The sequence below is a fragment of the Belnapia sp. F-4-1 genome (assembly GCF_000802185.1).
In the GTDB taxonomy this organism is placed as follows: domain Bacteria; phylum Pseudomonadota; class Alphaproteobacteria; order Acetobacterales; family Acetobacteraceae; genus Belnapia.
The window spans coordinates 994,718-1,016,478 of the sequence record NZ_KN676113.1; the positions used below are offsets into that span (position 1 = coordinate 994,718).

A 21,761-nucleotide genomic window follows, 5' to 3' on the forward strand; every position below is an offset into this window, starting at 1 on the left:
CCGTGGCCCAAGGTGGTGGGCGCCCTTCCGTTCCTCCCGGCGATGCGCGCATGCTCTGCCGGGGGCAAGCAGGCGATGGACAGGTCGATCCTCTACTGGCGGCGGACCGATACCGAAGGGTTGGAGCGGCTGGACCTCCGGGTCGGGCCCGGCGGCGTCACGGCGGTCTCGACGGTGATCGGGCTGGAGGAGGGCGGCTATCGCCTCGACCATCGCTGGCACCTGGACGGCGCCTGGCGGGCGCAATCCGTCACCGTCGAGCGCTGGGGCGCGCGGGGCCATGGGGTGCTGCACCTGGAGCGGGCCGGGACGGGCTGGCTGGTGGATGGGCTGCTGCGCCCGGATCTCGACAGGACGGACGAGCCCGATCTTTCCGTCACGCCCTTCTGCAACAGCTTCCCCATCCGGCGGACGCCGGAGGGAGCCGGGGCGAGCCTCGCCCTGGACACCGCCTTCATCGACGGGCCGGCGCTGACCGTGGCCCGGTCGAGCCAGCGCTACGACCGTCAGGGGCCCGGGCGGCTGCGCTATGTCGATCTCGGCCTGTCGCGGGGCTTCGAGGCCGATCTGGTGGTGGATGGCGAGGGGCTGGTGCTGCGCTACGAGCACCTGTTCGAGCGGATCGCGCCGCCGGGCTAGGGGGCATGGCGCCGGCCGGTGCGGCACCCTATGCGAGCGCCCTGCCTGTTCCCCCTTCCGCCGGGGCACCTCGGCTGGTTTGCTCGGCATCCGGGCACAGCACTATCATGCCCCGCATCGATCCCGCGAGACGAGGCGGCGCATGTCCCTTCTGAACCAGATCAAGTCAGGCTTCGCACTCGGCGTTCCGGCATCACACGAGGTGCTGGAGCACATCCGCGCGGGCGTGCTGGTGCACCGGACGCGGGCGCGTTTCCTGCCGGTCATGATCACCGGCCTTTATCGCACCTCGCCTGACGGGTTCAGCAATGCGCGGATTCGAATGACCGGGGATTTCGGGATGAGCCCGCTCGACCTGTTCAAGGCGACGGTGCGAGACTATCGGGTGGTGGATTTCCAGATTTTCCAAGGCACCGGCGGGCGCGCCTTCCACGACTTCACCTACTTCTTCCTCGGCGAGCCCGAGGACTGGCAGATCGGCGCGCAGAGTTTCGGCGGCAGCGGCGATGCGGCGATGATACGGGTGCGGGGCGCGGAGATGCTGTCCGATCCCGGGCGACGCATCTTCTACCGGCGCGGCCTGTTCTGGGAGGCCGACCGGGCGGTGATCGTGAAGGGCGGATATGAGGGGCCAGCAAAGGTCGATCTGCCCCAAGGCTTCACCGCCCCGATGATATGAGGTCACTCATTAAAGCAGAATCCGGTCTCCTTTAAACTATTGAATTTATTGTCTCGGTGTCTCCTGCATTCCCGAGAAAAGGTCCACGCATTTCATCAGAATGGTTGCCGGTCCTGCCTATGCCGCTGCCTCAGCGCGGCCCCAGCCTGCCCATTGGCCGCCGGGATCGGTGTCCGCTTCTGTATCCTTCGTCCCTCGATCCAGAAGCGATGGATCCGCATGGCGGCGGTTTGGAGAAGGGCTGATGTTGGTTGACCGGAGGGCTCCCGGCACCAGGACGGCGTTCGAGGCAGACCTGAAAGCATTGTTAAGCACTCTCTGCCCTAGCCGAAGCGCTTTTCGGTGGGGGCCGGTCCACGCACGCATGCTTGTCGGCCCGGCGAAGGCTCAAAATTCGAGCTCCTTTTCTGCGGCACGATATCCTACCAGGTCTCGACATCTTCAGGAGTCCAAGCACCCATTGGCGGCCCGACTCCTTACGAGCTTCAAAATCGGAGATGAACGGCGCTGTTCAGTTCGGACAGGGGCAACCGCGAGGCTAAGCTTGCAATGTCTTCGCTTAGTCCATGAGGATTTGGCCGCGCGGAAAATGAAAGGGAAGATTCCTTGAGCACTCTCTACGAAGCGTATAAGCCACTTAGAAATTTTACTCGAGAATTTGCCCTGCTCGATTCTCTAATCGACTTATGGCAGCTTTTCACACACATTGAGGACGGCGCTGACCTTCCCTCAACATACTTGCAAGACCGCCCCAGTTGGCCGATTGTCCCGTTATCAGACCAAATACTTAAGTGGGAATTGGAACTACTGACCCGCGAGGTAATTCTAAATGGGGGATTGACTGCACGGAAGAGTCTCAGTTCGTGGCAGACCCTCTCCAAGGCGATAAAAGCAATCCGTGACTTGGATAACGAAATATACCGCACACATATCGGCCCAGATAATATATTACACGAAATTCATCGCATTGCTCATCGCCAGCTTCCATGGCAGGCACCAATAAATGTTGATTTCGTCATGAGATACTACAAAATATTTAACGACTCAAACGTTGATGTTTTTGTCGTTGCCAGCACAGGCCTGACAACCGACCAAATATTTAGAATAGGCGCCGCCGTCGCTGGCTCTTATCGGAAGCGCCCAAGGATGGTTCAACAAGAGTATGGTGTTATTGGTGTTGACGTTGCATTGAGCCGCAAATTTTTTGAGCGGATGACCATTAATCTAGCCGACATCAAAAAACAAATGGCACAAAAGCAAGCCTACGATGGAAGGTGGATTTACACCTGGAATCCTCTAATAGCAACTCCCCTCATCTCTATTGACCCATTGCACCCCGAACGTATCCTGTGCCCAATTCCGAGCCACATTATGCGTCGGATTACACAGGGTCTTTATTATGACCTATATAATCGGAAGGGATTTGATAATGCATTTGGGGCGTCCTTCGAACTTTACATTGGGGAATTGTTAAGGCAGGTTTGTCGGAAGCCAATGACGATAATACGTCCTGCGCCCTACGATGGTAGCAAAGGCCGGAAACATGGTTTGGATTGGGTGCTCACGGATGGCATGACAAGCCTCGCAATTGAATGTAAAACAAAGCGACTGACGTTAGATTCGAAATTTGGAAGCGACTTCGACGCATTGGATCGGGATCTAGATGTGATGGCGAGCGCCCTGACCCAATGCTATAAGAACATAAGCGATGCTCACGAGGGTCAATCCCATTGGGATCCAGGTGCGACCCGCGTTCTTCCCGTGGTAATCACACTTGAGGACTGGTTCTTCATTAGTCCGGTAACACGAGAGCGTTTGGCAAATCAGCTTCTACCAAAACTTAAAGCAGCCGGAGTACCGCCGACAGTGTTGGATGAGATGCCTTTTACGGTAGCCTCAGCAAGCGAATTTGAGGTCGCGACGCAGGTTTTTGGTAAAGCTGGCCTGACGAACGTAATGAATGCAAAAACACAGGAGCCTCAGCGCGGCTGGGCGCTACTTCCGTTCCTCATTAGCGAGTTCAACAGCGAAGTCGCATCTTCCCATCGCCATATTTTTGGCAACGATTTCAGATCACTTCATATGAGCATTACTAACCAGATACCCAACGGCAGCCTATAAAATAGCCGAGGAGCGTCATCACCAGTCATTCATTTGAGTGGGTTGTATAGCAGTCATCGACTGCTTGATGTCGTGATGGCATTCGGCGCGCATCCTCACGCCGATACACCACGATCGCAGGCCGTCCGACATCTGGGATGACCGCAACGGGCCCTGTCCCCCCACCCTTTAGAGTTCGCCGCACCTCCGATGCCTCCACACCAGTTTCAGCCGCCAGGCGGTCAGGAATTGTGTAGGTGTTCCAGAAGGCCCGGACTGCTTCAGCATAGAATCGGGGTGCGGGGCCTTTCCGCACCGGCCCTTGCAGGAGCCCCCTTTCGGCCAGCGCAAGCACGGTGGGCTCTCGGAGAGAAAGAATTCTGGCGGCCGTCCTGAGGCCGACCGTGCCATCTGTCGCCACGATGGCCGCCTCTTCCAGGACCTCGTCCGCTTGCGCGACATCGAAAACGAAACGCCTCAGATCCAGCCGATCGCGGCGGGCGACGTATCCCCGAATTCGCCCCTCGACCAAGGCGTCGATAAGGTCCGCAAAGGACAAAGGGGCGGCCCACCCTTGCGAACACCGACGGTATAGGCCCTCGAAGTCGACCGCCTGCCGCGGAGGGATGCCGGTCGCCTGGGCCGCAATGTCCCAGAACAATCCTTCGACCTCGGCCCGGTCAACGGCGCCCCAGCGCGAGGTCAGCGGGTGGTAGTCGTACATGTTGAGCAGACCCCAGGCGACCAAGCCGTCCACCTTGCTCGCCCGGACATCGCGGAGACCGAGCATCCGGTTGGCCTCCGCAGCACCGATCAGCCGGGGAAGGAGTTTTGCCAACGACTCCACGTCCGCCCGCCGTAGCAAATACCCGGTGGCCCGGAGCCGGTCGGTCCGCGACAGGCCTCGCCACAGGCGGCTCCGTCGCAACCGGCGCCATTGCTTCGGTGAGGCAGGCAGCATGGCGCGGGCTTCGGTCACGGTGACGAAATCCGTGCCGCGCCCGGCGTCGTGCAGAAATGATGGCAAGGCTTGCGGTGGCACCCCGTCGAAATCTAGAAGGTGGTCGCGGTAGGCGGCTCGCAGCCAAGGGGCATAGGCGGCCTTCCCACACCTGGCAACGAAGCGATGGAGGTAGCCGTACTGCGTCTGGAAGCCGCGTTGCTCCCCCCTCGCCCGCCGCACCCGGTTGGCCAGGTCGCTGAAGCTCGCAGGCCAGCCGACGGCCACACGTACCCCGGCGTCCAACACCCGCGGATCCAGGCTCATGCTCTTGGCCCGCAACCCGTGAGGGTTCTCCTGGGCGAGCACGATATCGGTGCGTCCCAGGAAGCAGAGGATCTCCACCAACTCCTTCAGCGGCAGTAGCCGGAAGGGCTGCGGAAGCCGGGGCCCATCGATGGGGATTCCGAGTCGATCGTAGAGAGCCGCAGCGGCGAGGCACCCATGCGCGACCGGAGCGACCTCGGCTGTCCGCAAGTCCTGCCCGCAGGCGCAGGCTGTGATGGACGAGCGCTGCCAGCGCAGGATGGTCTTGCAGGCCGGGCAGCGGTCGATCAGCGGCTTGCGGTGTATCGGGCAGAGGCCCGGGACGAGCAGGTCCCAGGCCCGGCGATAGTAGGGATCGTCAGCTAGGCAGTCCGGGCAGATCCGCATGCGGTGCTTGACCACCATGGCGGCCGGGATCCGTTCCCCGAGAACCCAGGTCTGCCCGGCGCTCTCGAAACCCATCCGCTCGAGCACGCCAGGGTCGAGATCCAGGAGCCGGGCGGCCGCGGCGGGCGCCGCGTTGAGCGCCGCCTTGCCCCGCTCCGGCAGGTCGAGCCACCAGAGCATTTGGCTGACGGTACACATGTTCGCCTGAGCAAGCCGAGCGACGAGGCCGAGCGCGCTCTCGTCAGGCCGGGGCCAGACAGGCAGAGGCCGCTCCCTCAAGATGCCCTCTTCTTGCGGAGCTTGGTGACACGCGACTCGTCTGGTTTGGCAACAGGAGGCAGAACCGGCACCGAGAAGGCGTTGAACCATTTGGGGTGCGGCCTGGCCAAGGCAGCGTGCGCGAGGGCCAGTAGCTTGGCATCAATTCTGTCCGCCCCGCTGCGAGTACCGAGTTCGATCGTCTTGGCGAATAGCTTGAATAGCTGACGCAAAGCTCCGCCCGTCGCCCGGGAAAATCTTTCCAGCGTGGCGTCATTGAGAATGTCGCCGCGCTCCGGGAAATCGGCGGCCCGCTCGAAGGACGCGACTACCACGCGCAAAGGATCCCACCCCCTGTCCTCGCTCCAGCCAAGGGGGCTCAGGCCGGTCGAGTCATACCGACGGTCCTCAAGTTGTGGGTTATCGAAAACGCGCCAAGCGGCATCAATCCCATTGAAGGCCACCTTCACCTTGGCTTGGTCGAGAAGGTTCGTCTTGATGAAATCCGCGAACCAGTAAGCAGCCCCCGAATTTTCGGACTTCTTGTCGAAGACATGCTGCATCTCCTCCATCAGGATGAGTTCGGTGCGCCGCACATGGATATAATGTTGAACCCGGTCGATCATGTCGCCGACCTTCTGTCGGCCTCTCAGTGGCTCCGTGCCAAGCGCCCTTAGCGTATCCGCAAGCATGTCAGTGTTCGTAAAGGGCGATGGAACCGTCATCAGTACGACCGGCCTGCTTCCAGTTGTCGGATCTGGTTGTGCGAAATCCTGCTTCATAACCTCTTTGAAGACCCAGGATTTGCCGACGCCGGGAGGCCCATAGAGCAGGTAGCACATGGCATCGCCATTCGGCATGAGGCCGTTCAGCCGGAGATTGTCGATCCCGGCCAAAGCTTGCTTGAATTCTTCGGAGCGAAAGAAGACGCGCTTCAGGCGCTCCAGCCGCCGCGCCTCCTCAGCGCGGCGCTGCCCGGCATCGTCAGTCATCAAGACCCTCCACGTCAATGCCGCTGCGACGTGCGCGGGCAGCTAGGGATTCCTCAGCAGGCTTCGCGGTGTCGCCTGTGTTGTCCTGCGCGGGTTGTGGCGGCGCGTTCGCCTCCGCCTCCGCCGGTAGGGGCCGCGGGCCGTCCTGCTCAGCGTCCGGCTCCAGCAGGTCTACGATGGACCGGCCGTCGCCCTCATACTCCAACTCGCAGAGGCGGTAGATCTCCCCCCAGGAGCCTTTGGACCCGAGCCCGTTGAGAATGGCCGCTTTCCGGCGGCCGGTGGCGTGCGGGTCTCCCAGGATCTCGTCCATCCGGCGTTGGAGATTGTCACGCTCCACGCAGAGGTCGTTGACCGAGACGTAGCTTCGCATGCGCTCCACGGCTGACCGACGGATCAGGCGGTGCTGCGCGAGCGTTAGCCCGCGGGTGTAATCCGGCTCAACGGACCAGAGCTTCTCGTAGCGGCCCGTCACTGGGTCCAGAATCCAGATGAACTCCAGGTCCGTTGGATCCATGCGGACCTTGAGCGTCATCTTCTTCGGCGCCCCGGGCCGGGTTCTGATGAGCTCTAGGATCCTGTGGTCGTGCCGGTCGTTATAGAGCAAGCCGAGGAGCTCAACTCCTTTTGTCGACGGCACGCGCCAGAAGACATAGCCGAGCAGCGCGTCCAGGGAGGTCAGGTCGACCTTCGCCTCGATCTCCCACTCGGCGGTGAGTTCCCGCCAAAGGCGATCCGGCACGTCGTTGAGGCCGCGATGATGGCTCCAGTTGTAGATATTCGCAACGAAGCGGTGGGTGAGTTCGTCAACATCTTCCAAGGTGGCGCATGCCATCTGTTCGGCGGCGTAATCCCCTCTGTCCTTGGGGCTCTTGCCCGTGTTGCCCGGAATACGTCGGCCGAAGCCCGACTCCAAGGTTCCGAAATAGCGCTCGATGACTGCCTTCTCCTCCGGGGTGTTCGGCGTCGTCCAGTGAAGCGCGATGCCGAGCTCGTCGGCCGCCTCCTTGAGGAAGGTCGCCTTGTTCTCGAAAGCATTATCGACGACCACAAGGACAGGCACACCCCAGCACGGCCACTCGCGGAGCTCGGGCCAGCGCGCCTTTACGTAGAGCTTCGGCGCGATCGTGTTCCGGAGGCAGGCACCAATGGTGAGCGAGGAGGGCGGCTCAACGTGGATGTGGAATCCGACGATGCACCGCGTGCACCGGTCGATGGCGTAGGTGACCCACAGGCGGCCCATAGGCCCGCCGAAGCGCTCGTCGATCGCGATGAAATCGAGAAGGTGCGCGTCAACCTCATAGACCTCACCTGGCCTGGCTGGGATTGGCGCCTTGCCCACGGCGGAGAAGGCAAGCTCGGCTGCCCGCTTGCCGTGCCGTGACTTCATGATTGCATACGGCGAGAGCCTTGCAATCCATCTGCGAACGGTGTCTTGGCAGGGAATATGGCTGTTCGGGATCCCGCGGCGCCTGCATTCGCCGACCACGGCGTCATGGACGGTCTTCACTAGATGCCGCTGGGGCGTCAGATAGCGGACGAGGATTTTATCTCTGATGATGTCCTGAACCTGGGTATCGAAACGTGGCTTCCGGTTGCCCCGCTTATGCTCCGCAAAAACCAGGTAGCGAATGTCCTTGCCGCTTGTGAGGTCCCAGATCAACTTCCAATAGTAGGCTGTGGACATCCCCGGGATCGGCTCCCGGAAAGCGTCCCCTCGGCCCTGCGCCTCGGACTTGCGCCTCTCGTGGACAGCCTTGATGACCTCCCTCGCATTCTGGGGACAGCCAAGTTCTGTGTTTTCCTGAAGGGCGGTTGCGTAGTCCCGCCGCATCCACGCCTGCTGCTTCATGTGCTCCGGCATGGAGGCGAACTCCATACGAAGCAGATGATGACGACACGCAGGAATCCTATGATGCGGGGGGAAGGTGAGCTCGCCGGTCACCAACTTCAGGATGAGGTCGCCATCCTCGAACCAGACCACTGCGCCGTCGCTTTCCCTGAGGAACTGCTTCCGGCCCAGTTCACGCCTGACGAACTCGTAGATCTCGGCGCCAATCTGGATACGGTCCTTGTAGGACAGCCTGAAGGAAGTCATCCGCGCCCTCCAGTCCGACGCAGGCCGAGCTTCGTCTCAAATCCAATCGGGCGTGGTCCATGAAGCTCGAGGGTGCCCCGGGCTGCCATACCAAGCAGGCGCCCCCTGCTGATGCCCGACGCTTGCTCGAGGACATCGAGCCTCGCCGGTCCGCCTTGGAGGAGATCCCGCACTCTGAGTTCTTCAGGACCCTCCAATGGTGAAGACAGATAGCGGAGCAGCAGCAACGCGTCCGTCGCCCGAGGCTTGGAGCGGACAGCCGCGATGGGAAGCTCCACGAACGGCGCCCCGGAGCTTTCGCAGTGTGTCCGGGCAAGGCCCGCAATCCGCTTCTGCCGATCGGACCTTGGGAAGCCTAACGGCGATAGCTCGACCGTGACCCGGAAGCCTTGCCCAGACACTGTCATGCTAGGAACGAACGGCAGCCAATCCGGGCCGTCCGGCAGCATGATGAGTTCGGGATGGGCCCCGAAGGATTGGACCTCCGGCACCGTCTCGAGCAGTGCCATCAGCCGGAACTCGTCCCTCGTCCAGAAAGGCGATTGCCCGCATTTGCGGCTTGGGAAGAGACCGCGCGGGTTGTCTCTCGGCTTCTCGGCGTAGGAGGGCGCATAGAGCCACCCTGGCCTCCGCTGCCTGCGAAAGGCTCCTGATGAAGGCATTGGAATCCTGCTCCACCCGCCGCTGGCGGGAAGTTATGGGATGCTGCCGTTAAGTACTGCCTCCTCTGTTCTCTTCAGCGTGACGTTGCAGAGCAGGAAGACAACAGCAGGAGATTACAGTGGTTAGCTCAAGTCAACAGCGACGTTGACTGCATAAATGTCAACATATTAAAGGATTATATGGTGCACGGACCGGATTCCGAGGCTTTCTGGTCCGGATTTTGCCCTTTAGACACCGGACGTTCTTTAACCGTCTTAACGATTTAGTGACGGGCATCAGGCTGCTCCCTGGCGGCGACCACGCCGTTCACAAGCTTGGCGAGCCGCCGCAATGAACCGCCGGTCCATGCTCTGGCCAATGCGCTGAGTTCGATGCCGTCGAGTGGAGATGCCCACTGCGGGTGCAGGCCGCGTCGGGATGTAGTGTTGGCGAGGATCCGGTTGGCCAGGATCGCCAGGTGCTCAGGCCCTGGCATTGGGAAATCCAGAATCCGGCAGCGGTCGCGCAGCGGCCGCGGCAAACCCTTCATGGTGTTTGCCGTCGCCAACCAGACTACGTTCGATAGATCGACCGCTGCCTCGAGGTGCGGATCCCGCCATCGGCAAGCGGTGCCGGGTTCCAGCATCCCGAGAAGGCTGTCTGTGAGCCGTCCGTTGGTCCGGGACGTCCCTGCCTTTTCTGCCTCGTCCAGGATGATTGCTGGCGAGGCATGCCGGTGGGCTCGGATTAGGGCCACTGGCAGCGACGGACCGCTGGTATGCCAGCGGCGCGCTGTTCCTGCGAAGGCGGCATCCGCGACGCCGCCGCAGCCGAAGACTTCAAAGGGTAGCCCGAGCAACTGCGTCAGACGCACGGCAAAGGAGGTCTTGCCGCACCCTGGGGGTCCCACAAGGACGACTGGCGTGAGCGCCACATGCGGCCTGCCGACAAGGTCCGCAAGGATGGCATTGCATACCCTGTCGGCATACGGGAATTCCGTTAGCAGGGAGCGCCTCAGTTCAATGAGGTTGGGTACCGGCGCCAGCGGCAGGGGTGTTCCAAGGAGTTCCTTGAAATCGCGGAGAAGGTTTTGGCCACCCGACGTCTGCGGGTTCCCGACCGCGGTGAATACGACCGCGGCTGGTGCGTCAAGGCTTTCCAACGAACGCTCATCTGACGAGGCGTTCTCCTCGGGCTCCTCCTCCTCTGAATACTCATGTTGCACGAAGGGCTGGGCAGTATCTGACCGGCGCGCTGGCTGATCGGCGGACTTCGGTGTGCTGCTCGATCCAAGCAGAGCCGACCTATTGGCGAGCATCTTCTCGACCATATGCTCGCCAGGGCCTCCCCTTCGAGGAGTGCCGAGGAATTCCAACGCCGCCTCACGTGTCCATGCGATTGGCGGCGCTGTTTGGCCGTTCGCCGCCAAGAGCCAGGCGACGGCGGCAGAGACGTAGTCCGAAGCCTCGGCATCGGTGAGGCCGGGTGAGTAGGCCAGCCCGACGGCAAATCCTGCGACCTTGTGGACGGATGGGTGCACTCCCTTCAGCGCGGCGTAGAAGTGGCAGCGAGCAGCGCCGTCGAGCCGCTGGAGGGCATCTAGGCCCGGCCAGCACTCGAGCGCCGTGAAGGCCTCGGCCGCCGCGACAAAATGCTCCTCTCTCGGCAGGATGGTGAGGTCGTTGAGCGCGAAGAGAAGCTCGTGCACTGCCCCATTCTCGACATCGAGGGATTCCATGGCACGGTTGGCGAATTCGGCGGCATCGGAGCGCACGTCTTCCCTGAACAGGGCGCAGCCGCGCAGGAGTTCGCGCAGCGTCGGGAGGTGCCGTCCCTCGGCAGCCTCATGGGAGAGTTCCCCGATGCATTCGTGGCCGGTGTTGGCTGCGGCGCTCATCGGCCGCCCTCCAGTTCCGGCTTGGACGATGGGTGACCGCGATGAGCGGGCGTGCTTGTCCGGTCGCCGACGCAGCGTCGGCCATCCATGGTGTTGGACATGTTGTGGACCCTGACTTCGAGTGCGCCGTTACCCGCCCCCGTCACCGTGGACGAGGGCGGGGGGAACGGAAGAGCCAGGCCGATAACTGGGCGGCGTTTCCAGCGCCGCTATCGTCAGGCCTGTGCCATCCGCCCTGTGGGCCGTATTCGAAGGATGGGCTTCGCTTGACGGACGATGCCGTGCACCGAGGCGGAAACCCCGGAAGCAAGCTCGGCAGCGGTGGTGTCGGTGCCCGTCATGAGGAGAACGTAAAGTGAACGAAGTGGCAGGGTCAACCGGCTTCCGACGGGGATCGCTGCCCGCGATTCTCACGTCAGCGACAGCGCGCATAGGCTCTGGAAGGTTTGGGAAATGCGCGCAGACCGTGCGTGCCTCATCATGAACACCCAGGTAGATGAGACACGCCGCACCATCGCCGAGAACGCGGAACTGCCGCTGCGCGACTATCCGCGCCACGTCTCACCATGCCATCTCGGCCGCAGCTTCTACGCGCCATGAGGGCGACGCTGCCAACCCCATCCTCGTCACCGCACGCCGCAATCTCCGTTCGCCTCACTCCTGGCTGGCTTGGCTCTTGGCGTGCGTGCGCGGCTTGCTGACGTCATCTCAGCAGGCGAGATAGATGCCTGCTCATGCCAACCGGCCTGATGGATCGCCGCTCAGGGTGGGAATCGGACTTAGGAGAACTGGTTTCTCCGAAAAGTCTGGACGTGCAATCCTGGCCTGCCGAGATTTACGAAGGCCATGATCCGTTGCTCGACCACGTTTCTATCACCGTGCCCGATCTCGTCGCCGCCGAGGCATTTTACGACGCGACACTGGCCACGTTGGGCATAGCGAAGGTTGGGTCGGACCACTCCCAGGGCTGGATCGGTTACGGCCTGAGGTGCGACGCCGCACATCCGGATAGAACCTATCTTTCGATCCGGCTCGGGCGTCTCCCCGATGATGCGCCCGGTCGGCATTGGTGCTTCAAGGCTTCGGACCGTTTGGCGGTGGACGACTTCTGGAGGATCGGACTCCTCCATGGAGGTCGTGACAACGGAGCGCCCGGTATCAGGCCCGCCTACCATGCCTCCTACTACGCCGCCTTCTTGATCGATCCGGCAGGAAACCGCGTCGAGGCCGTCTGTCACCTTGGAGTGTAGAGAAAGCCTGCTCCAGGTAGCCTGTCACGGTGGCCTTCCAGGTGGGACGACGGAATACCTACCCTGCCCCTTGTGCCTTCCGTACGGCGTCCAGCACCGCCTCATGCGTCGCCAGTATCCGCCGCAGTGTAGGCTTTCCTTTGTCGCTCGCCTCGGCAATGCCCTCGTGCATCTCTTCGATTCCCGCCGCCATCTGCTCCGCCAAGCCGGATAGCCGCTCCTGTAGCTGCTCGCCGTCATCCCTGAGTTCGGCCGTCCAGATCGCTAGGACGCGATTGAACTCGGTGGCAGCGCGGGCGGGTGGGACGCCCGCTTGCAGGAGCTTGATGAGGGGGGCCAGGTCGGCATTAGGGGAGCGGGACATGCTAGGGAAGGTAGGTAAGCGGACCGTGGGTGGCTAGATAACGAGGGGCTGCGTTAGCTCGGAACCGGTTATCTACCGGCGCAGGTGCTATCACGCCCTCACGCGAAGCCATCGCCACCCTTGTAGCCGCGTACTAGAGCCATGACCCGCCCGTGCACCTCACCGCCCCGCAGGAGTGCCTCGCGGGGCGTCAGCCCGTCCAGAACTGCGTCCTCGGTTACCAGGAACTCGAGCGTGACCCAGGGGCCGGATACCCCGAGCCCCGCGATGATGTCCGCGAGGCCGGGGATGGTTTCGCCACCATGGAACTGCGCGCGGGGGTATTCCCAGTCGCCCTTTCGGGGCAACGCGAGCAGGGCTCCCGTCCGGCGCCGCTCGTCAATAACCTGTCGACCGACACCCAAGAGGCGTCCGACGGCTTCGGCGGACAGGGTGCCGCCCGCGCGTCGTTCAATCACCCCGCAGTGGACGTCTTCGTCAGTCGACTCCAAGGCCGTGGCGACGTTCGCGGGGTCGAGTGGGTTCTGGCCCATATGCATATTTCTCCGACCGGTAAACGCTTCTTGGCTTTGGGCGTCTCCAAAGACCGCCCACGTAGGCGTCCAGGCGAGCGGCAGCGTCCTCTGCGTAGACTACTCTGCGGCAGCCCCCGTTAAAGGCCGACGGGTATCCGTCTGTGGCTACCCGCTCCGCTTGACCATACCGTCCCGCCGCATGGCATACTTTGGCTGGGATGCGTAGGAGGCTGCCTTGACCATCTACTTCGACATCCTCACCGGATCCGACCTCCTCGCCGCAGCCGTCGGCGTGTGCCTCTTCACGTGGTGCGCCCTGGTGGTCACCTCGGCGTCCAGGAGCGACAGTCTCCGCCAGCAGCGCTCGATGGCCAGGCTCCACAGGTCGCTGGAGGGTAGCCTGCGAGACCTGCACCTGCGCCAGAAGGTCAACTGACGAGCCGCCTCTCTTGTCGGCCAGGATGCCGAAGCCTGAGCGCGTGCGGCATGACGGAGGCGGACAATGGACACAGAGGCAGACGAAGCCCGCCGTATCATCGCCGACAACGTGGAGCGCCTGCTACATCACTCTCCGGCGCCGGGCCTCGCCGTTGAGGTGGCAGCCTCGATCGCCGACCTCGTCCGCATCGACAGACGTCTCGCCGACCCGGACGTCGACACCCTGATCGCGGTCGACCCGCTGGAGCTCGAGGCGGCGGTCTGGCGACGGGATCTTCTGACCCGCATGTGGCGGCCTGCGGAGCACCTAGTCGGCGACGAAACCCTCGTCGACCTCGGTCCCGGCCTGCCGTCCTTCGAACTCGGGGAGCTCTACGACGTGCCTTCCCCGGACGAGTACAGCCCAGAGTTTGACGACTGCCTTGAGCGCTTGGCCGAAGAGGGTGAAGCGGACCTCGAGCGCGGAGAATACGTCGACCTCCACAGTCCGGAGGAACTCAGCGCCTTCCTTAAATGGACAGGCCAGCACGCGTCGGCCGAGGAGCGCCGCCGTGTCAGCGGTCCTGGACTGCGGACCTTCCTCAACATCGCCGACCTCTGGGGGCTCATAGATGCCGAGCGCCAGCGGGTGCTTGGTGTCGATCCCGCCACCTACGCCGATTGGGCTGCCCAGGCCCGCGCGCAGGCTCCACTGGAACTCGAGAGCGACGTCCTGCTGCGCGTCTCGGCCGCGCTCGGCATCCACAGGGGCCTGCGTACCCTCTATCCGACCGACACCGAAGGTGTTGGCTGGCTGCGCAAGCCCAACGTGATGCCGCCCTTCGGCGGCCAGGCGCCGGTCGAGCTCGTGATCGGCGGGCGCCTGGAGGCATTGCTGGCCACCCTGCGCTTCCTAAACGGCGCCGAGCAGGGGTTGTTCATGCCACCCTTGCCCGAGGTCGACGGCGACTTCCGGCCATACACGGATGTCACCGTCAAGGGGGATGACGGCGGCTGAAGGTGCGGTGCTCCGAGTTGCTCACCGGCCGCGCACTTGACGTTGGCAAGTTACTAGGGAAGCCATGGGTTGGCACGGACAGGAGCGGACATGAAGGTAGTCGTGGGCGGCGCCGAACTCATCCGCTCCGGCTGCTAAGACCGACCACGAGCGGTTGCAAGACCGAGGGTGGTGGCCACTGCGGAAGCCAGCGCAACCAAGGGCGTTGTCAGGCCGGGCGCCCAGGCGGGCATGAGGCTGCGCACGGCATGCAGCAGCGTCTCACGCGCGACCGGCTTGAGCAGGTAGTGCTCGCGTGGACCGAGAAGGCGTCCCTCGAGCATGTCGGGTTGGCGGGTGATGTAGACCACGCCGGTTTCGGGCCACCGCCGCAGCATCTCTGCGCCGAGCGCCAAGCCATCCACGCTAGGGCCGAGATGGAGGCTGGTGACAATGATAGACGGCGGCGCGCTATCTGCGGCAGCCTCCTCGGCCATCATCAGCGCGGTCTCCGCGTTAGCAGCCTCGGTCGCATTGAATCCCGCTTCGCGCAGATCGCGCGCAATCGCTTCGCGGACCAGTGGCTCGTCCTCAATGACCAGTATGTCCATCGACGCCGCTCCATCCCCCAGATCGCCGGACCACGAACGCATCGCGTGGGTCTCAGCGCACTAATCACCTCAAGAGGCGAATGGGCGTAGAGTTCATTGGGGCTAAGCGGAACGTCGCTGCGGGGCTGAGAGCATCTGCCCTTGGTATCACCCTGCTCCCGCGCTTCCTCTTGGCGTTCACGCCGCGGCTTCTGCGCGGGAGCAGCGTGAACGCGCGCCTGGATGGCGTTGGCCGAGACCACGTCGGCCCGGAGGTTCCGACGGCGATCAGGTGCCGCGAGGCACCATCATGGCTAAGCGGCTTCGGTCGCCAGACGCCGCATCAGGCGGTCAGCCTCTCACCCTCGAAGCCAGCCTGGCGCAAGGCACGAACCAGGGCCTCACCGTCCGCCGCCCCCTCCACTGTGACCCGGCGCTGCTCCAGGTCGACACGGACCTGGAGAGCGGGGTCGACGCCCCGCAGGGCCGCCGTCACCGACTTCGCGCAGCCGCCGCACCTCATGTTGGGGATCTTGAAGACCATCATGCCGACCTCCGTAATGCGGGACGGCTCCCTAGTTGGGGCTTCCCACGATGGGAGGGTCAAGGCCTTCCACGACGGTTTGGAGGACACCAGATCATGCTTGACCTTCCCACTATGGGAAGCCCCACCTTGGTCAATAGGCACCGGTATCGGTGTAGATCGGAACGGAGGCGGACATGAACATCGGGCAGGCGTCGGCGGCCTCGGGCGTGTCGGCCAAGATGCTTCGCTACTATGAGGAAATCGGTCTGCTGCCGAAGGCAGCGCGGACCGAGGCGGGTTACCGAGTCTACTCGGGCACCGACGTGAACACCCTCCGCTTCATCCGGCGGGCGCGCGACCTCGGCTTGTCCATCGAGCGCATTAAGCTGCTGGTCGGCCTGTGGCGGGACCGGGAGCGGTCGAGCGCCGATGTCAAGCGGGTGGCCCAGGGGCACGTAACCGAACTAGACGCCAAGATCCTCGAGCTCACTGCCATGCGGGACACCTTGCAAGAACTGGCGGACGCCTGCCACGGCGACCATCGGCCGGATTGCCCGATCCTACATGACCTCGAGGGTGGCGCCCAGGCGAAGGCACCGACGGCCAAGATGACAAAGCATGTCAGCGCCAGAGGGAGGGGTGGCAAAAGCGGTGCGGTGCCGTGCCACACGGCGTAGGCTAGGGAAACGGCAGAACTTCCACCACCAGAGGAACAGTCTTCAGGATGTCGAGCGGCAGGGGCACATTCAAGACGGTCATCGCGGGCTTGCTCGCGCTGGTCCTGCTCGCTCTGCCGGGGCCTGCGATGCGGCACGCTGCGGCGGCCATGCCGGTCCAGCAGACGCCTGAACACTGCGTCTCCCACGCCGACGCCGCCACGCTGATGCAGGTGACGTCTGAACACCTGCCATCCCTACACGCCTTGGAGCCCGGCCAGCCCTGCGGCCATTCGGACGGCGGGCAGGGCCTGCCCTGCGGCGTGGCCGCCCAGTGCATCGCCGCTACCGGCACGCTTCCGCCCTCCCGGGCCGGGCCGGTGCCGTCGTTCGGTGCCGCCATCCTCTATCTCGCTCCGGTGCAGGCGCGCTTCGGCATCGAGGTCCCTCCGTCGCTTCCACCTCCCCGACGTCTGGCCTGACCGAGCGCGCCACTGCGCCCGGTCGCATCGGTGGATGACCTGACTTCGTCCCGATGCACAGAGACCAGCCAAACCACGGAATCACACGCCCTCGCTCGGGGGCGCCGCGATCCACGTAGCCAAATGCAGGCTGCGGTCGCGGGGAATACGACAGGACCAAGCAGATGTCTTCGACGAACCAGATCCGCGCCAGCAAGCGCCTCCCGCTCCGCCTGACCCTTGCCACCGCAGTCGCCGCGACGGCGCTCTTGACGGTTGGTCCGTCCGCCCGGGCCATGGTGGGCGAGCAGTACGAGCCGGGCACCTCGCCCGTGACCACGACCTCCTACTCTGTAACGTCGCCCGAGGCTCTCGCGGCAGCGGTGAAGGCCGACCGTGACTACGTAACTGGCATGCGGGCACACCACGCGGGCGCGCTCTCAATGTCCAAGGAGTACCTGGCCGACCCGGTCGCCAGCAGCCCGGCCCTCAAGGAGTTGGCACAGGCCATCGTCCACAACCAGCAGTTCGAGATCGGACTTCTTGACGAGGTGGCGCGGAACCTCGACCGACCCGCGCGGGTGGTGAACCTCGGCTTCGCCCGGTTCGCGGTCCAGTCCGCCGCGACAGAGGGGCTGGGTCAGCGCGACCGCTTCATGAAGTATCCGGTCCCCGGTCCGCTGGCGGCCGTGTTCTCTGTGGGCGCGCCGGTGACAGAGCGCGACGTGCAGTTCGCCAAGGCCATGACCATCCACCATCAGGGCGCGCTCGACATGGCGCGCGCCTACCAGGCGGACCGGAACGGCCGGAACACTTTCCTCGGCCTGCTGAACGTCGACATCGTTACCGACCAGACGCAGGAGATTGCGCTCATGCAGCGTGTCATCAGCGCCTATCGGGGCAACGCTGACGCCGTGCAGGTGCCCGCCTCCATGGTTCACGGCATGGAGGGCATGGCGCATGCCGGGCACGGCATGCAGCATATGTCCGCTGACGCCCATGCGGGCCATGGCGTCGCTCCCGCCGGTCAGGCCGCCGCCGCGACCGGGCACACCGGACATCGCGTCGCACCGGCGCCACAGGCCCAGGGTGGCCACGCGCACCACGGACACTGAGCAGCGGGCCCGGCGTTGGTTTCAACCGCCGCCGGGCCACCATGAACAAGGAAGAGGGGAGTACGCCATGACCGGTAACGACATTCAGGTCGGGGCCACCAGCAGGCGAGGCGTGCTCGTCACCGTGCTGACGGGCACGTTGCTTTCGACGGGACTGGGGCGAACAGCACAGGCCGCCTCGGTGGTTCGGCTGGAGGTTTGGCAGGATCCGAACTGCGGATGCTGCGAAGGCTGGGTCGCGCATATGCGGGCGGCCGGTTTCGAGGTTGCCGCTCATCAAGTCGCGGACGTGGTGCCCATTAAGGTCTCGAGCGGCATTCCAGAGGCACTGTGGTCTTGCCACACGGCACGCGTGGACGGCTATGTCATCGAGGGGCATGTGCCCGCCGCTGACGTCCGGCGCCTGCTCGCCGAACGGCCGCGCGCCAAAGGGTTGTCCGCCCCGGGCATGCCGCCCTCCTCGCCCGGCATGGACATCCCGGGCACGCCCTACGAGGTCATCCTGTTCGGGGCGCCTGGCGGCGAACGGATTTGGGCACGGCATTGAGCGGCAGACGGGTCACCTCTGGCTGACACCGGGGCCTGCATTTCGAATGATTGCTGGCGGTATTTGGATCGTTCCATGCGGCCCCAGGTGCGTGCGATTCCTCTGCTTGCGCCCAGACGGTGCTGAACGACCAAGCGCCTGCATCCATTCCCAAGGGTTCGACATGACAGCTTCAATTTCCCGGCGCCGCTCAATCATGGCGGCGGCTGCCCTTGCGCTCGGCTTGGCTGTGGCGGGACCGGCCCAGGCGCACTCTGACCTACACCATGCTGAGCCCGCCGACGGGGCGGTGCTCCGGAGTTCGCCGCCCGCCATCTCGCTGATGTTCGCTGCGCCAGTCCGGGTGATGACATTGAAGCTGCTCGACGAGAGCGGGCGCGAGCGGCGCCTGGTCCGTGAGGGCGAGCGCGGCGCCGCCGTGCAGGAGGTGCGAGCGGCCGTGCAGGAGACGCTGCCGCCCGGCGCCTACCGCGTGGAGTGGCGCGGCGCCTCGTCCGACGGACATGTCGGCGGTGGCGCGCTGGCCTTCCGGGTGGACCGGGCCACCCGGTGATCCTGACCCTGCTCCAGGGTGGCGAACTGGGCTGGGGCGCTGCCGCCGTGGTGCTGCGGGCGGCCTATTACGCGGGCAGCCTTGGCGGTGCGGGCCTCGCCTTCTTCGCCCTGCTGTTTGGTGCCCGGCTCGATCCAGGCGACGCCAGGCGGCTGCGGCACTGGGCGACCAGCGCCAGCATGCTCGCCATTGTAGCCGCCCTTGGCGCCCTGACCGCCCATGTCGGTGTGCTGATGGGCGGGAACTCCCTGACGGACCCGGAGGGGTGGAGCATCATCCTCCTGTCCCCGGCCGGTGCCTCCTACGGGCTGGGCGGGGTCGGCCTGCTGCTCGTGGCAACGCTGGGCGCTGGCCTGAACTGGACGCAGTTCGCCGCTGCTGGGGGCCTCATGGTCTGCGCCAGCTACACGCTGCTCGGGCATACGACGACGGTTGCCCCAAGGCCGCTACTGGCGGGGCTACTGCTCGTCCATCTGGCCGTGGCGGCCTACTGGATCGGCAGCCTGCCGCCGCTGGCCTGGGTGTCCCGGCGCGACGGCCCGCAGGCAGCCCGCCTCGTTGAGGACTGGTCCCGGGTCGCGGCCATAGCCGTGCCGGTGCTGGTGGCCGCTGGCCTGGCGCTAGCCTGGTGGATCCTGGGTGACCTCGGCCAACTCGTCGGCTCCTGGTACGGCTGGGCACTCATGGCCAAGGTAGCCTTTGTGGCGATCCTGCTGGCATTTGCCGCTTGGCACCGCTTCCGCCTGACACCGGCGCTGGCGGCGCGTGTCCCGGGTGCCGGTGCCAGATTGGCGCGCTCGGTGGCGGTGGAGGCGGTTGTAGCCCTGCTGGTGCTGTGGGCGGCCGCCGAGATGGTATCGACCGCGCCCACGAGCGTGGCGCATCGGATGCACTGAGTCACAGCGGCTGCTCAACCACAGACTGACAACCTGCCAGTACGGTTGCTGACGGTGAACTGCTCCTCTCGCGCTCTTTGGTTCTTGGCTGGCGTCTACCTGGTCTCCAATCCGTAGCCGGGCAAAGTGCGGCAGAACCAATAAACCTCGCATCCTGCCATGAACGCCTGGTTCAGCAGTCCAGCATCCGCCCCGGAAATCCGGCCGGTCTCGTGTCCCCAGGCAAGGCAGAGGGTCGGCGTCAGCGGGATAAAGTATCGATCCGGCATGTCTGGAACAATGAGTTCTCCCTCGATCAACGCCAGGACACCCCACCTCCGTTCGCACAGGGCCTTAGTCAAGGCATCAATGTCACGCTGAATGCTCAAGCCGTACATCTGCCTCGCCGGGACGCCGCCTGGGCGAACGTAGCCGGTCCACCGACTCTCCAGCAGTTCTTCCTGAGACTTGCTGAGAGCGTCGGCTTTGACGCTGTTAAGCGGGACGAGACCGTCCGGCCGGTACCGGTACACTGCCCGGCTGCGCCAAAGGGCGAAGAACCGGCTCGCAGCACTGTCGTTCTCCGGCGCGATCTCTACGCAGGGATTGGCGATTACCCGCTCGGCCAAGGCTTGGAACGAGCCCTCGATAGCCCGCATGTAGCCCGCTTCGGCCCGGTGGTCCCATACCCGGCGAGCACAGAAGGCTTGGGCGTCCGGTGACAGTCGTAAGGAGGTGCGGCGCTTCAGGTCATAAAGCGCGACCTGACCGTCACCTCCAGCGAAGCGGGCAATACTGGCTCGGGGGAAGACGTGCTATTTCACGGTCAGACGATGGGTGTTCCCTCGCTGCGGTTCTTCGTATGCGCGCTTCCGCATGCACTCCTCTCCTTGCCAGTCACCATACCACCCTTCCCAACGCCAGCCGCCAGGCATGAGGGCTACCGCCGCCGACCCAATGCCGCGTTACGATCGGCGTATGGGTTATGCGCTCTCGTCCGCGTCCGAAAACCTCCATTCAGAGCCGATCAGGTTGCGTAGACGGGAGCGGACCCGTGGTATGCAATCTCAAAACCGAACCTGGGGACTGCCATGGGAAACCGCGCCGCCGCCGCCGCCGCCGTCGTCCTCGCCTGCTTCGCGTCGGCATCCGCCGCCGCCCAGCACCACAGCCAAGGACATTCAGCACCATCTTCCTACGCCGGGATGCAGGCCCGTCCCATTAAGGCCCTGTCTGAGCAGCAAGTCGCCGATCTCCGCGCCGGACGCGGCATGGGTATGGCCCTTGTCGCTGAACTCAACGGCTACCCAGGGCCGGTCCATGTCCTTGAACTGGCCGATGCCCTGCGGCTCACACCGGAGCAGCGCCAGCGCATGCAGACTTTGCGAGAAGCCATGACCGACGAGGCCGTCCCGCTGGGCGAACGCTTGATTGCCGAGGAGGCGGCACTCGACCGCGAGTTCGCCAGCCGCAGCGTGACCCCGGCTTCATTGGACGCCGCTACAGCCGCCGTTGGCCGTACCCAGGCGGCGCTCCGCGCAGCGCACCTGAGGTATCACCTGACCTCGGTCGAGGTTCTGATTCCGGAGCAGGTCCGCCGCTATGGCGAACTGCGAGGTTACCAAGGCGATCCCGCTCGGCATCAAAGTGAATCCGGCAACGGGATTGGCGGCGGGCTGGGTCGTTGAGGCGGGCAGGAGCGCAGCGAATCTGCTGATCAATCACAGCGCGCGAAGCGCCTCCGATAATCGCCGCTGAACTCTGCCTCCCGGCATCCCTGGGCCGGTCCTGTAGCGAAGGCTGAAGGGGACGAAGGGAGGTAGCGCCGCGCCTCCGATCCGGCATCCGGCGGAGTCCTGGACTATGCCGGTGGTTCACCAAGCAGCCCTGGCGGGTGCCCTCGACCGCGGTTGAACCCCTACCGGCATGCGAGGTT

General features: G+C 64.1%; 22 protein-coding genes. 13 read left to right on the top strand and 9 right to left on the bottom strand.

The genetic code is table 11. From position 1 onward, the window contains the following. The first annotated feature begins 75 nt into the window (after window positions 1-75). The 3 genes from LH62_RS04915 (at window position 76) to LH62_RS30130 (ending at window position 3,439) form a co-directional block, all read left to right on the top strand. Complete coding sequence (locus LH62_RS04915; RefSeq protein ID WP_043359655.1) at window positions 76-639, top strand: putative glycolipid-binding domain-containing protein; 564 nt, start codon at window positions 76-78, stop codon at window positions 637-639. A 142-nt stretch (window positions 640-781) separates the two neighbouring features. Continuing rightward, complete coding sequence (locus tag LH62_RS04920) at window positions 782-1,318, top strand: hypothetical protein (RefSeq protein WP_043359657.1); 537 nt, start codon at window positions 782-784, stop codon at window positions 1,316-1,318. A 606-nt stretch (window positions 1,319-1,924) separates the two neighbouring features. After that, window positions 1,925-3,439: a hypothetical protein gene (locus LH62_RS30130; RefSeq protein ID WP_144404380.1), complete on the top strand. Its 1,515-nt coding sequence runs from the start codon at window positions 1,925-1,927 to the stop codon at window positions 3,437-3,439. 25 nt (window positions 3,440-3,464) lie between these two features. On the opposite strand, the gene LH62_RS04925 is transcribed toward LH62_RS30130, so the two are convergent. The 4 genes from LH62_RS04925 to LH62_RS29030 all read right to left on the bottom strand — a co-directional run bounded on the left by LH62_RS04925 (window position 3,465) and on the right by LH62_RS29030 (window position 10,959). Next, entirely contained in the window at window positions 3,465-5,441 is a 1,977-nt protein-coding gene (locus LH62_RS04925) for a TniQ family protein (protein WP_082012353.1), read from the bottom strand. Beyond that, the gene (locus tag LH62_RS04930; RefSeq protein WP_043359661.1) at window positions 5,348-6,322 is read right to left on the bottom strand and encodes an ATP-binding protein; all 975 of its coding nucleotides are present in this window, start codon (window positions 6,320-6,322) and stop codon (window positions 5,348-5,350) included. The genes LH62_RS04925 and LH62_RS04930 overlap by 94 nt, the downstream gene beginning before the upstream one ends. Further along, window positions 6,315-8,420 carry a DDE-type integrase/transposase/recombinase gene (locus LH62_RS04935; protein WP_043359664.1) on the bottom strand — a complete coding sequence of 702 codons (2,106 nt, stop codon included), beginning with the start codon at window positions 8,418-8,420 and terminating at the stop codon, window positions 6,315-6,317. The genes LH62_RS04930 and LH62_RS04935 overlap by 8 nt, the downstream gene beginning before the upstream one ends. A 925-nt stretch (window positions 8,421-9,345) precedes the next feature. Next, window positions 9,346-10,959: an AAA family ATPase gene (locus LH62_RS29030; RefSeq protein ID WP_082012354.1), complete on the bottom strand. Its 1,614-nt coding sequence runs from the start codon at window positions 10,957-10,959 to the stop codon at window positions 9,346-9,348. A 734-nt stretch (window positions 10,960-11,693) separates the two neighbouring features. Here LH62_RS29030 and LH62_RS04945 point away from each other — a divergent pair. Then, a complete protein-coding gene (locus LH62_RS04945; RefSeq protein ID WP_236552475.1) occupies window positions 11,694-12,209 on the top strand; it encodes a VOC family protein in 516 nt (171 codons plus the stop codon). A 58-nt stretch (window positions 12,210-12,267) separates the two neighbouring features. On the opposite strand, the gene LH62_RS04950 is transcribed toward LH62_RS04945, so the two are convergent. Both LH62_RS04950 and LH62_RS04955 read right to left on the bottom strand, forming a co-directional pair. Then, window positions 12,268-12,573: a hypothetical protein gene (locus LH62_RS04950; RefSeq protein ID WP_043359668.1), complete on the bottom strand. Its 306-nt coding sequence runs from the start codon at window positions 12,571-12,573 to the stop codon at window positions 12,268-12,270. A 98-nt stretch (window positions 12,574-12,671) separates the two neighbouring features. Next, window positions 12,672-13,106 (bottom strand): hypothetical protein, encoded by a 435-nt coding sequence (locus tag LH62_RS04955; protein ID WP_052213717.1) that lies wholly within the window; start codon window positions 13,104-13,106, stop codon window positions 12,672-12,674. 217 nt (window positions 13,107-13,323) lie between these two features. Here LH62_RS04955 and LH62_RS04960 point away from each other — a divergent pair, with 217 nt between their 5' ends. Then, window positions 13,324-13,524, top strand: coding sequence for a hypothetical protein (locus LH62_RS04960; RefSeq protein ID WP_043359670.1), 201 nt, complete (start codon window positions 13,324-13,326; stop codon window positions 13,522-13,524). A gap of 66 nt (window positions 13,525-13,590) precedes the next feature. After that, the gene (locus tag LH62_RS28045; RefSeq protein ID WP_052213718.1) at window positions 13,591-14,523 is read left to right on the top strand and encodes an antitoxin Xre-like helix-turn-helix domain-containing protein; all 933 of its coding nucleotides are present in this window, start codon (window positions 13,591-13,593) and stop codon (window positions 14,521-14,523) included. A 134-nt stretch (window positions 14,524-14,657) separates the two neighbouring features. On the opposite strand, the gene LH62_RS04970 is transcribed toward LH62_RS28045, so the two are convergent. Continuing rightward, window positions 14,658-15,113 carry a response regulator gene (locus tag LH62_RS04970; RefSeq protein WP_043359672.1) on the bottom strand — a complete coding sequence of 152 codons (456 nt, stop codon included), beginning with the start codon at window positions 15,111-15,113 and terminating at the stop codon, window positions 14,658-14,660. Between the two features lie 322 nt (window positions 15,114-15,435). Next, window positions 15,436-15,639 (bottom strand): heavy-metal-associated domain-containing protein, encoded by a 204-nt coding sequence (locus LH62_RS04975; protein WP_043359674.1) that lies wholly within the window; start codon window positions 15,637-15,639, stop codon window positions 15,436-15,438. Between the two features lie 173 nt (window positions 15,640-15,812). Here LH62_RS04975 and cueR point away from each other — a divergent pair, with 173 nt between their 5' ends. The 6 genes from cueR (at window position 15,813) to LH62_RS05005 (ending at window position 19,846) form a co-directional block, all read left to right on the top strand. After that, window positions 15,813-16,295 (top strand): Cu(I)-responsive transcriptional regulator, encoded by a 483-nt coding sequence (gene cueR, locus LH62_RS04980; RefSeq protein WP_082012356.1) that lies wholly within the window; start codon window positions 15,813-15,815, stop codon window positions 16,293-16,295. 47 nt (window positions 16,296-16,342) lie between these two features. Continuing rightward, window positions 16,343-16,756: a hypothetical protein gene (locus tag LH62_RS04985; RefSeq protein ID WP_043359676.1), complete on the top strand. Its 414-nt coding sequence runs from the start codon at window positions 16,343-16,345 to the stop codon at window positions 16,754-16,756. Window positions 16,757-16,920: 164 nt separating this feature from the next. After that, window positions 16,921-17,850, top strand: a complete 930-nt coding sequence (locus LH62_RS04990) for a DUF305 domain-containing protein (protein WP_052213719.1) — start codon at window positions 16,921-16,923, stop codon at window positions 17,848-17,850. Window positions 17,851-17,917: 67 nt separating this feature from the next. Further along, the gene (locus LH62_RS04995) at window positions 17,918-18,397 is read left to right on the top strand and encodes a DUF411 domain-containing protein (RefSeq protein ID WP_043359678.1); all 480 of its coding nucleotides are present in this window, start codon (window positions 17,918-17,920) and stop codon (window positions 18,395-18,397) included. Window positions 18,398-18,593: 196 nt separating this feature from the next. Further along, window positions 18,594-18,950, top strand: coding sequence for a copper resistance CopC family protein (locus LH62_RS29035; RefSeq protein ID WP_236552476.1), 357 nt, complete (start codon window positions 18,594-18,596; stop codon window positions 18,948-18,950). Then, a complete protein-coding gene (locus tag LH62_RS05005; protein WP_043359682.1) occupies window positions 18,947-19,846 on the top strand; it encodes a copper resistance D family protein in 900 nt (299 codons plus the stop codon). Before LH62_RS29035 ends, LH62_RS05005 begins: the two co-directional genes overlap by 4 nt. Window positions 19,847-19,941: 95 nt before the next feature. On the opposite strand, the gene LH62_RS05010 is transcribed toward LH62_RS05005, so the two are convergent. Next, window positions 19,942-20,484, bottom strand: a complete 543-nt coding sequence (locus tag LH62_RS05010) for a hypothetical protein (protein ID WP_043359685.1) — start codon at window positions 20,482-20,484, stop codon at window positions 19,942-19,944. Window positions 20,485-20,916: 432 nt separating this feature from the next. Between LH62_RS05010 and LH62_RS05015 the strand changes: the two genes are divergently transcribed. Then, on the top strand, window positions 20,917-21,513 hold the full coding sequence (locus LH62_RS05015; protein ID WP_082012357.1) for a Spy/CpxP family protein refolding chaperone: 597 nt from the start codon (window positions 20,917-20,919) through the stop codon (window positions 21,511-21,513). Window positions 21,514-21,761 lie beyond the last annotated feature (248 nt).

Excerpts from the sequence above, each read along its gene's own strand:
- LH62_RS04935 (WP_043359664.1), bottom strand. The coding sequence starts at position 8,420 with ATGACTTCCTTCAGGCTGTCCTACAAGGACCGTATCCAGATTGGCGCC.
- LH62_RS28045 (WP_052213718.1), top strand. The coding sequence starts at position 13,591 with ATGGACACAGAGGCAGACGAAGCCCGCCGTATCATCGCCGACAACGTG.
- LH62_RS05010 (WP_043359685.1), bottom strand. The coding sequence starts at position 20,484 with ATGCGGGCTATCGAGGGCTCGTTCCAAGCCTTGGCCGAGCGGGTAATC.
- LH62_RS04955 (WP_052213717.1), bottom strand. The coding sequence starts at position 13,106 with ATGGGCCAGAACCCACTCGACCCCGCGAACGTCGCCACGGCCTTGGAG.
- LH62_RS04970 (WP_043359672.1), bottom strand. The coding sequence starts at position 15,113 with ATGGACATACTGGTCATTGAGGACGAGCCACTGGTCCGCGAAGCGATT.
- LH62_RS04930 (WP_043359661.1), bottom strand. The coding sequence starts at position 6,322 with ATGACTGACGATGCCGGGCAGCGCCGCGCTGAGGAGGCGCGGCGGCTG.
- LH62_RS04985 (WP_043359676.1), top strand. The coding sequence starts at position 16,343 with ATGTCGAGCGGCAGGGGCACATTCAAGACGGTCATCGCGGGCTTGCTC.
- LH62_RS05015 (WP_082012357.1), top strand. The coding sequence starts at position 20,917 with ATGGGAAACCGCGCCGCCGCCGCCGCCGCCGTCGTCCTCGCCTGCTTC.
- LH62_RS04915 (WP_043359655.1), top strand. The coding sequence starts at position 76 with ATGGACAGGTCGATCCTCTACTGGCGGCGGACCGATACCGAAGGGTTG.
- LH62_RS29035 (WP_236552476.1), top strand. The coding sequence starts at position 18,594 with ATGGCGGCGGCTGCCCTTGCGCTCGGCTTGGCTGTGGCGGGACCGGCC.
- LH62_RS04950 (WP_043359668.1), bottom strand. The coding sequence starts at position 12,573 with ATGTCCCGCTCCCCTAATGCCGACCTGGCCCCCCTCATCAAGCTCCTG.
- LH62_RS04990 (WP_052213719.1), top strand. The coding sequence starts at position 16,921 with ATGTCTTCGACGAACCAGATCCGCGCCAGCAAGCGCCTCCCGCTCCGC.
- LH62_RS04975 (WP_043359674.1), bottom strand. The coding sequence starts at position 15,639 with ATGATGGTCTTCAAGATCCCCAACATGAGGTGCGGCGGCTGCGCGAAG.
- LH62_RS04945 (WP_236552475.1), top strand. The coding sequence starts at position 11,694 with ATGCCAACCGGCCTGATGGATCGCCGCTCAGGGTGGGAATCGGACTTA.
- LH62_RS29030 (WP_082012354.1), bottom strand. The coding sequence starts at position 10,959 with ATGAGCGCCGCAGCCAACACCGGCCACGAATGCATCGGGGAACTCTCC.
- cueR (WP_082012356.1), top strand. The coding sequence starts at position 15,813 with ATGAACATCGGGCAGGCGTCGGCGGCCTCGGGCGTGTCGGCCAAGATG.
- LH62_RS04995 (WP_043359678.1), top strand. The coding sequence starts at position 17,918 with ATGACCGGTAACGACATTCAGGTCGGGGCCACCAGCAGGCGAGGCGTG.
- LH62_RS04920 (WP_043359657.1), top strand. The coding sequence starts at position 782 with ATGTCCCTTCTGAACCAGATCAAGTCAGGCTTCGCACTCGGCGTTCCG.
- LH62_RS04925 (WP_082012353.1), bottom strand. The coding sequence starts at position 5,441 with ATGGTTCAACGCCTTCTCGGTGCCGGTTCTGCCTCCTGTTGCCAAACC.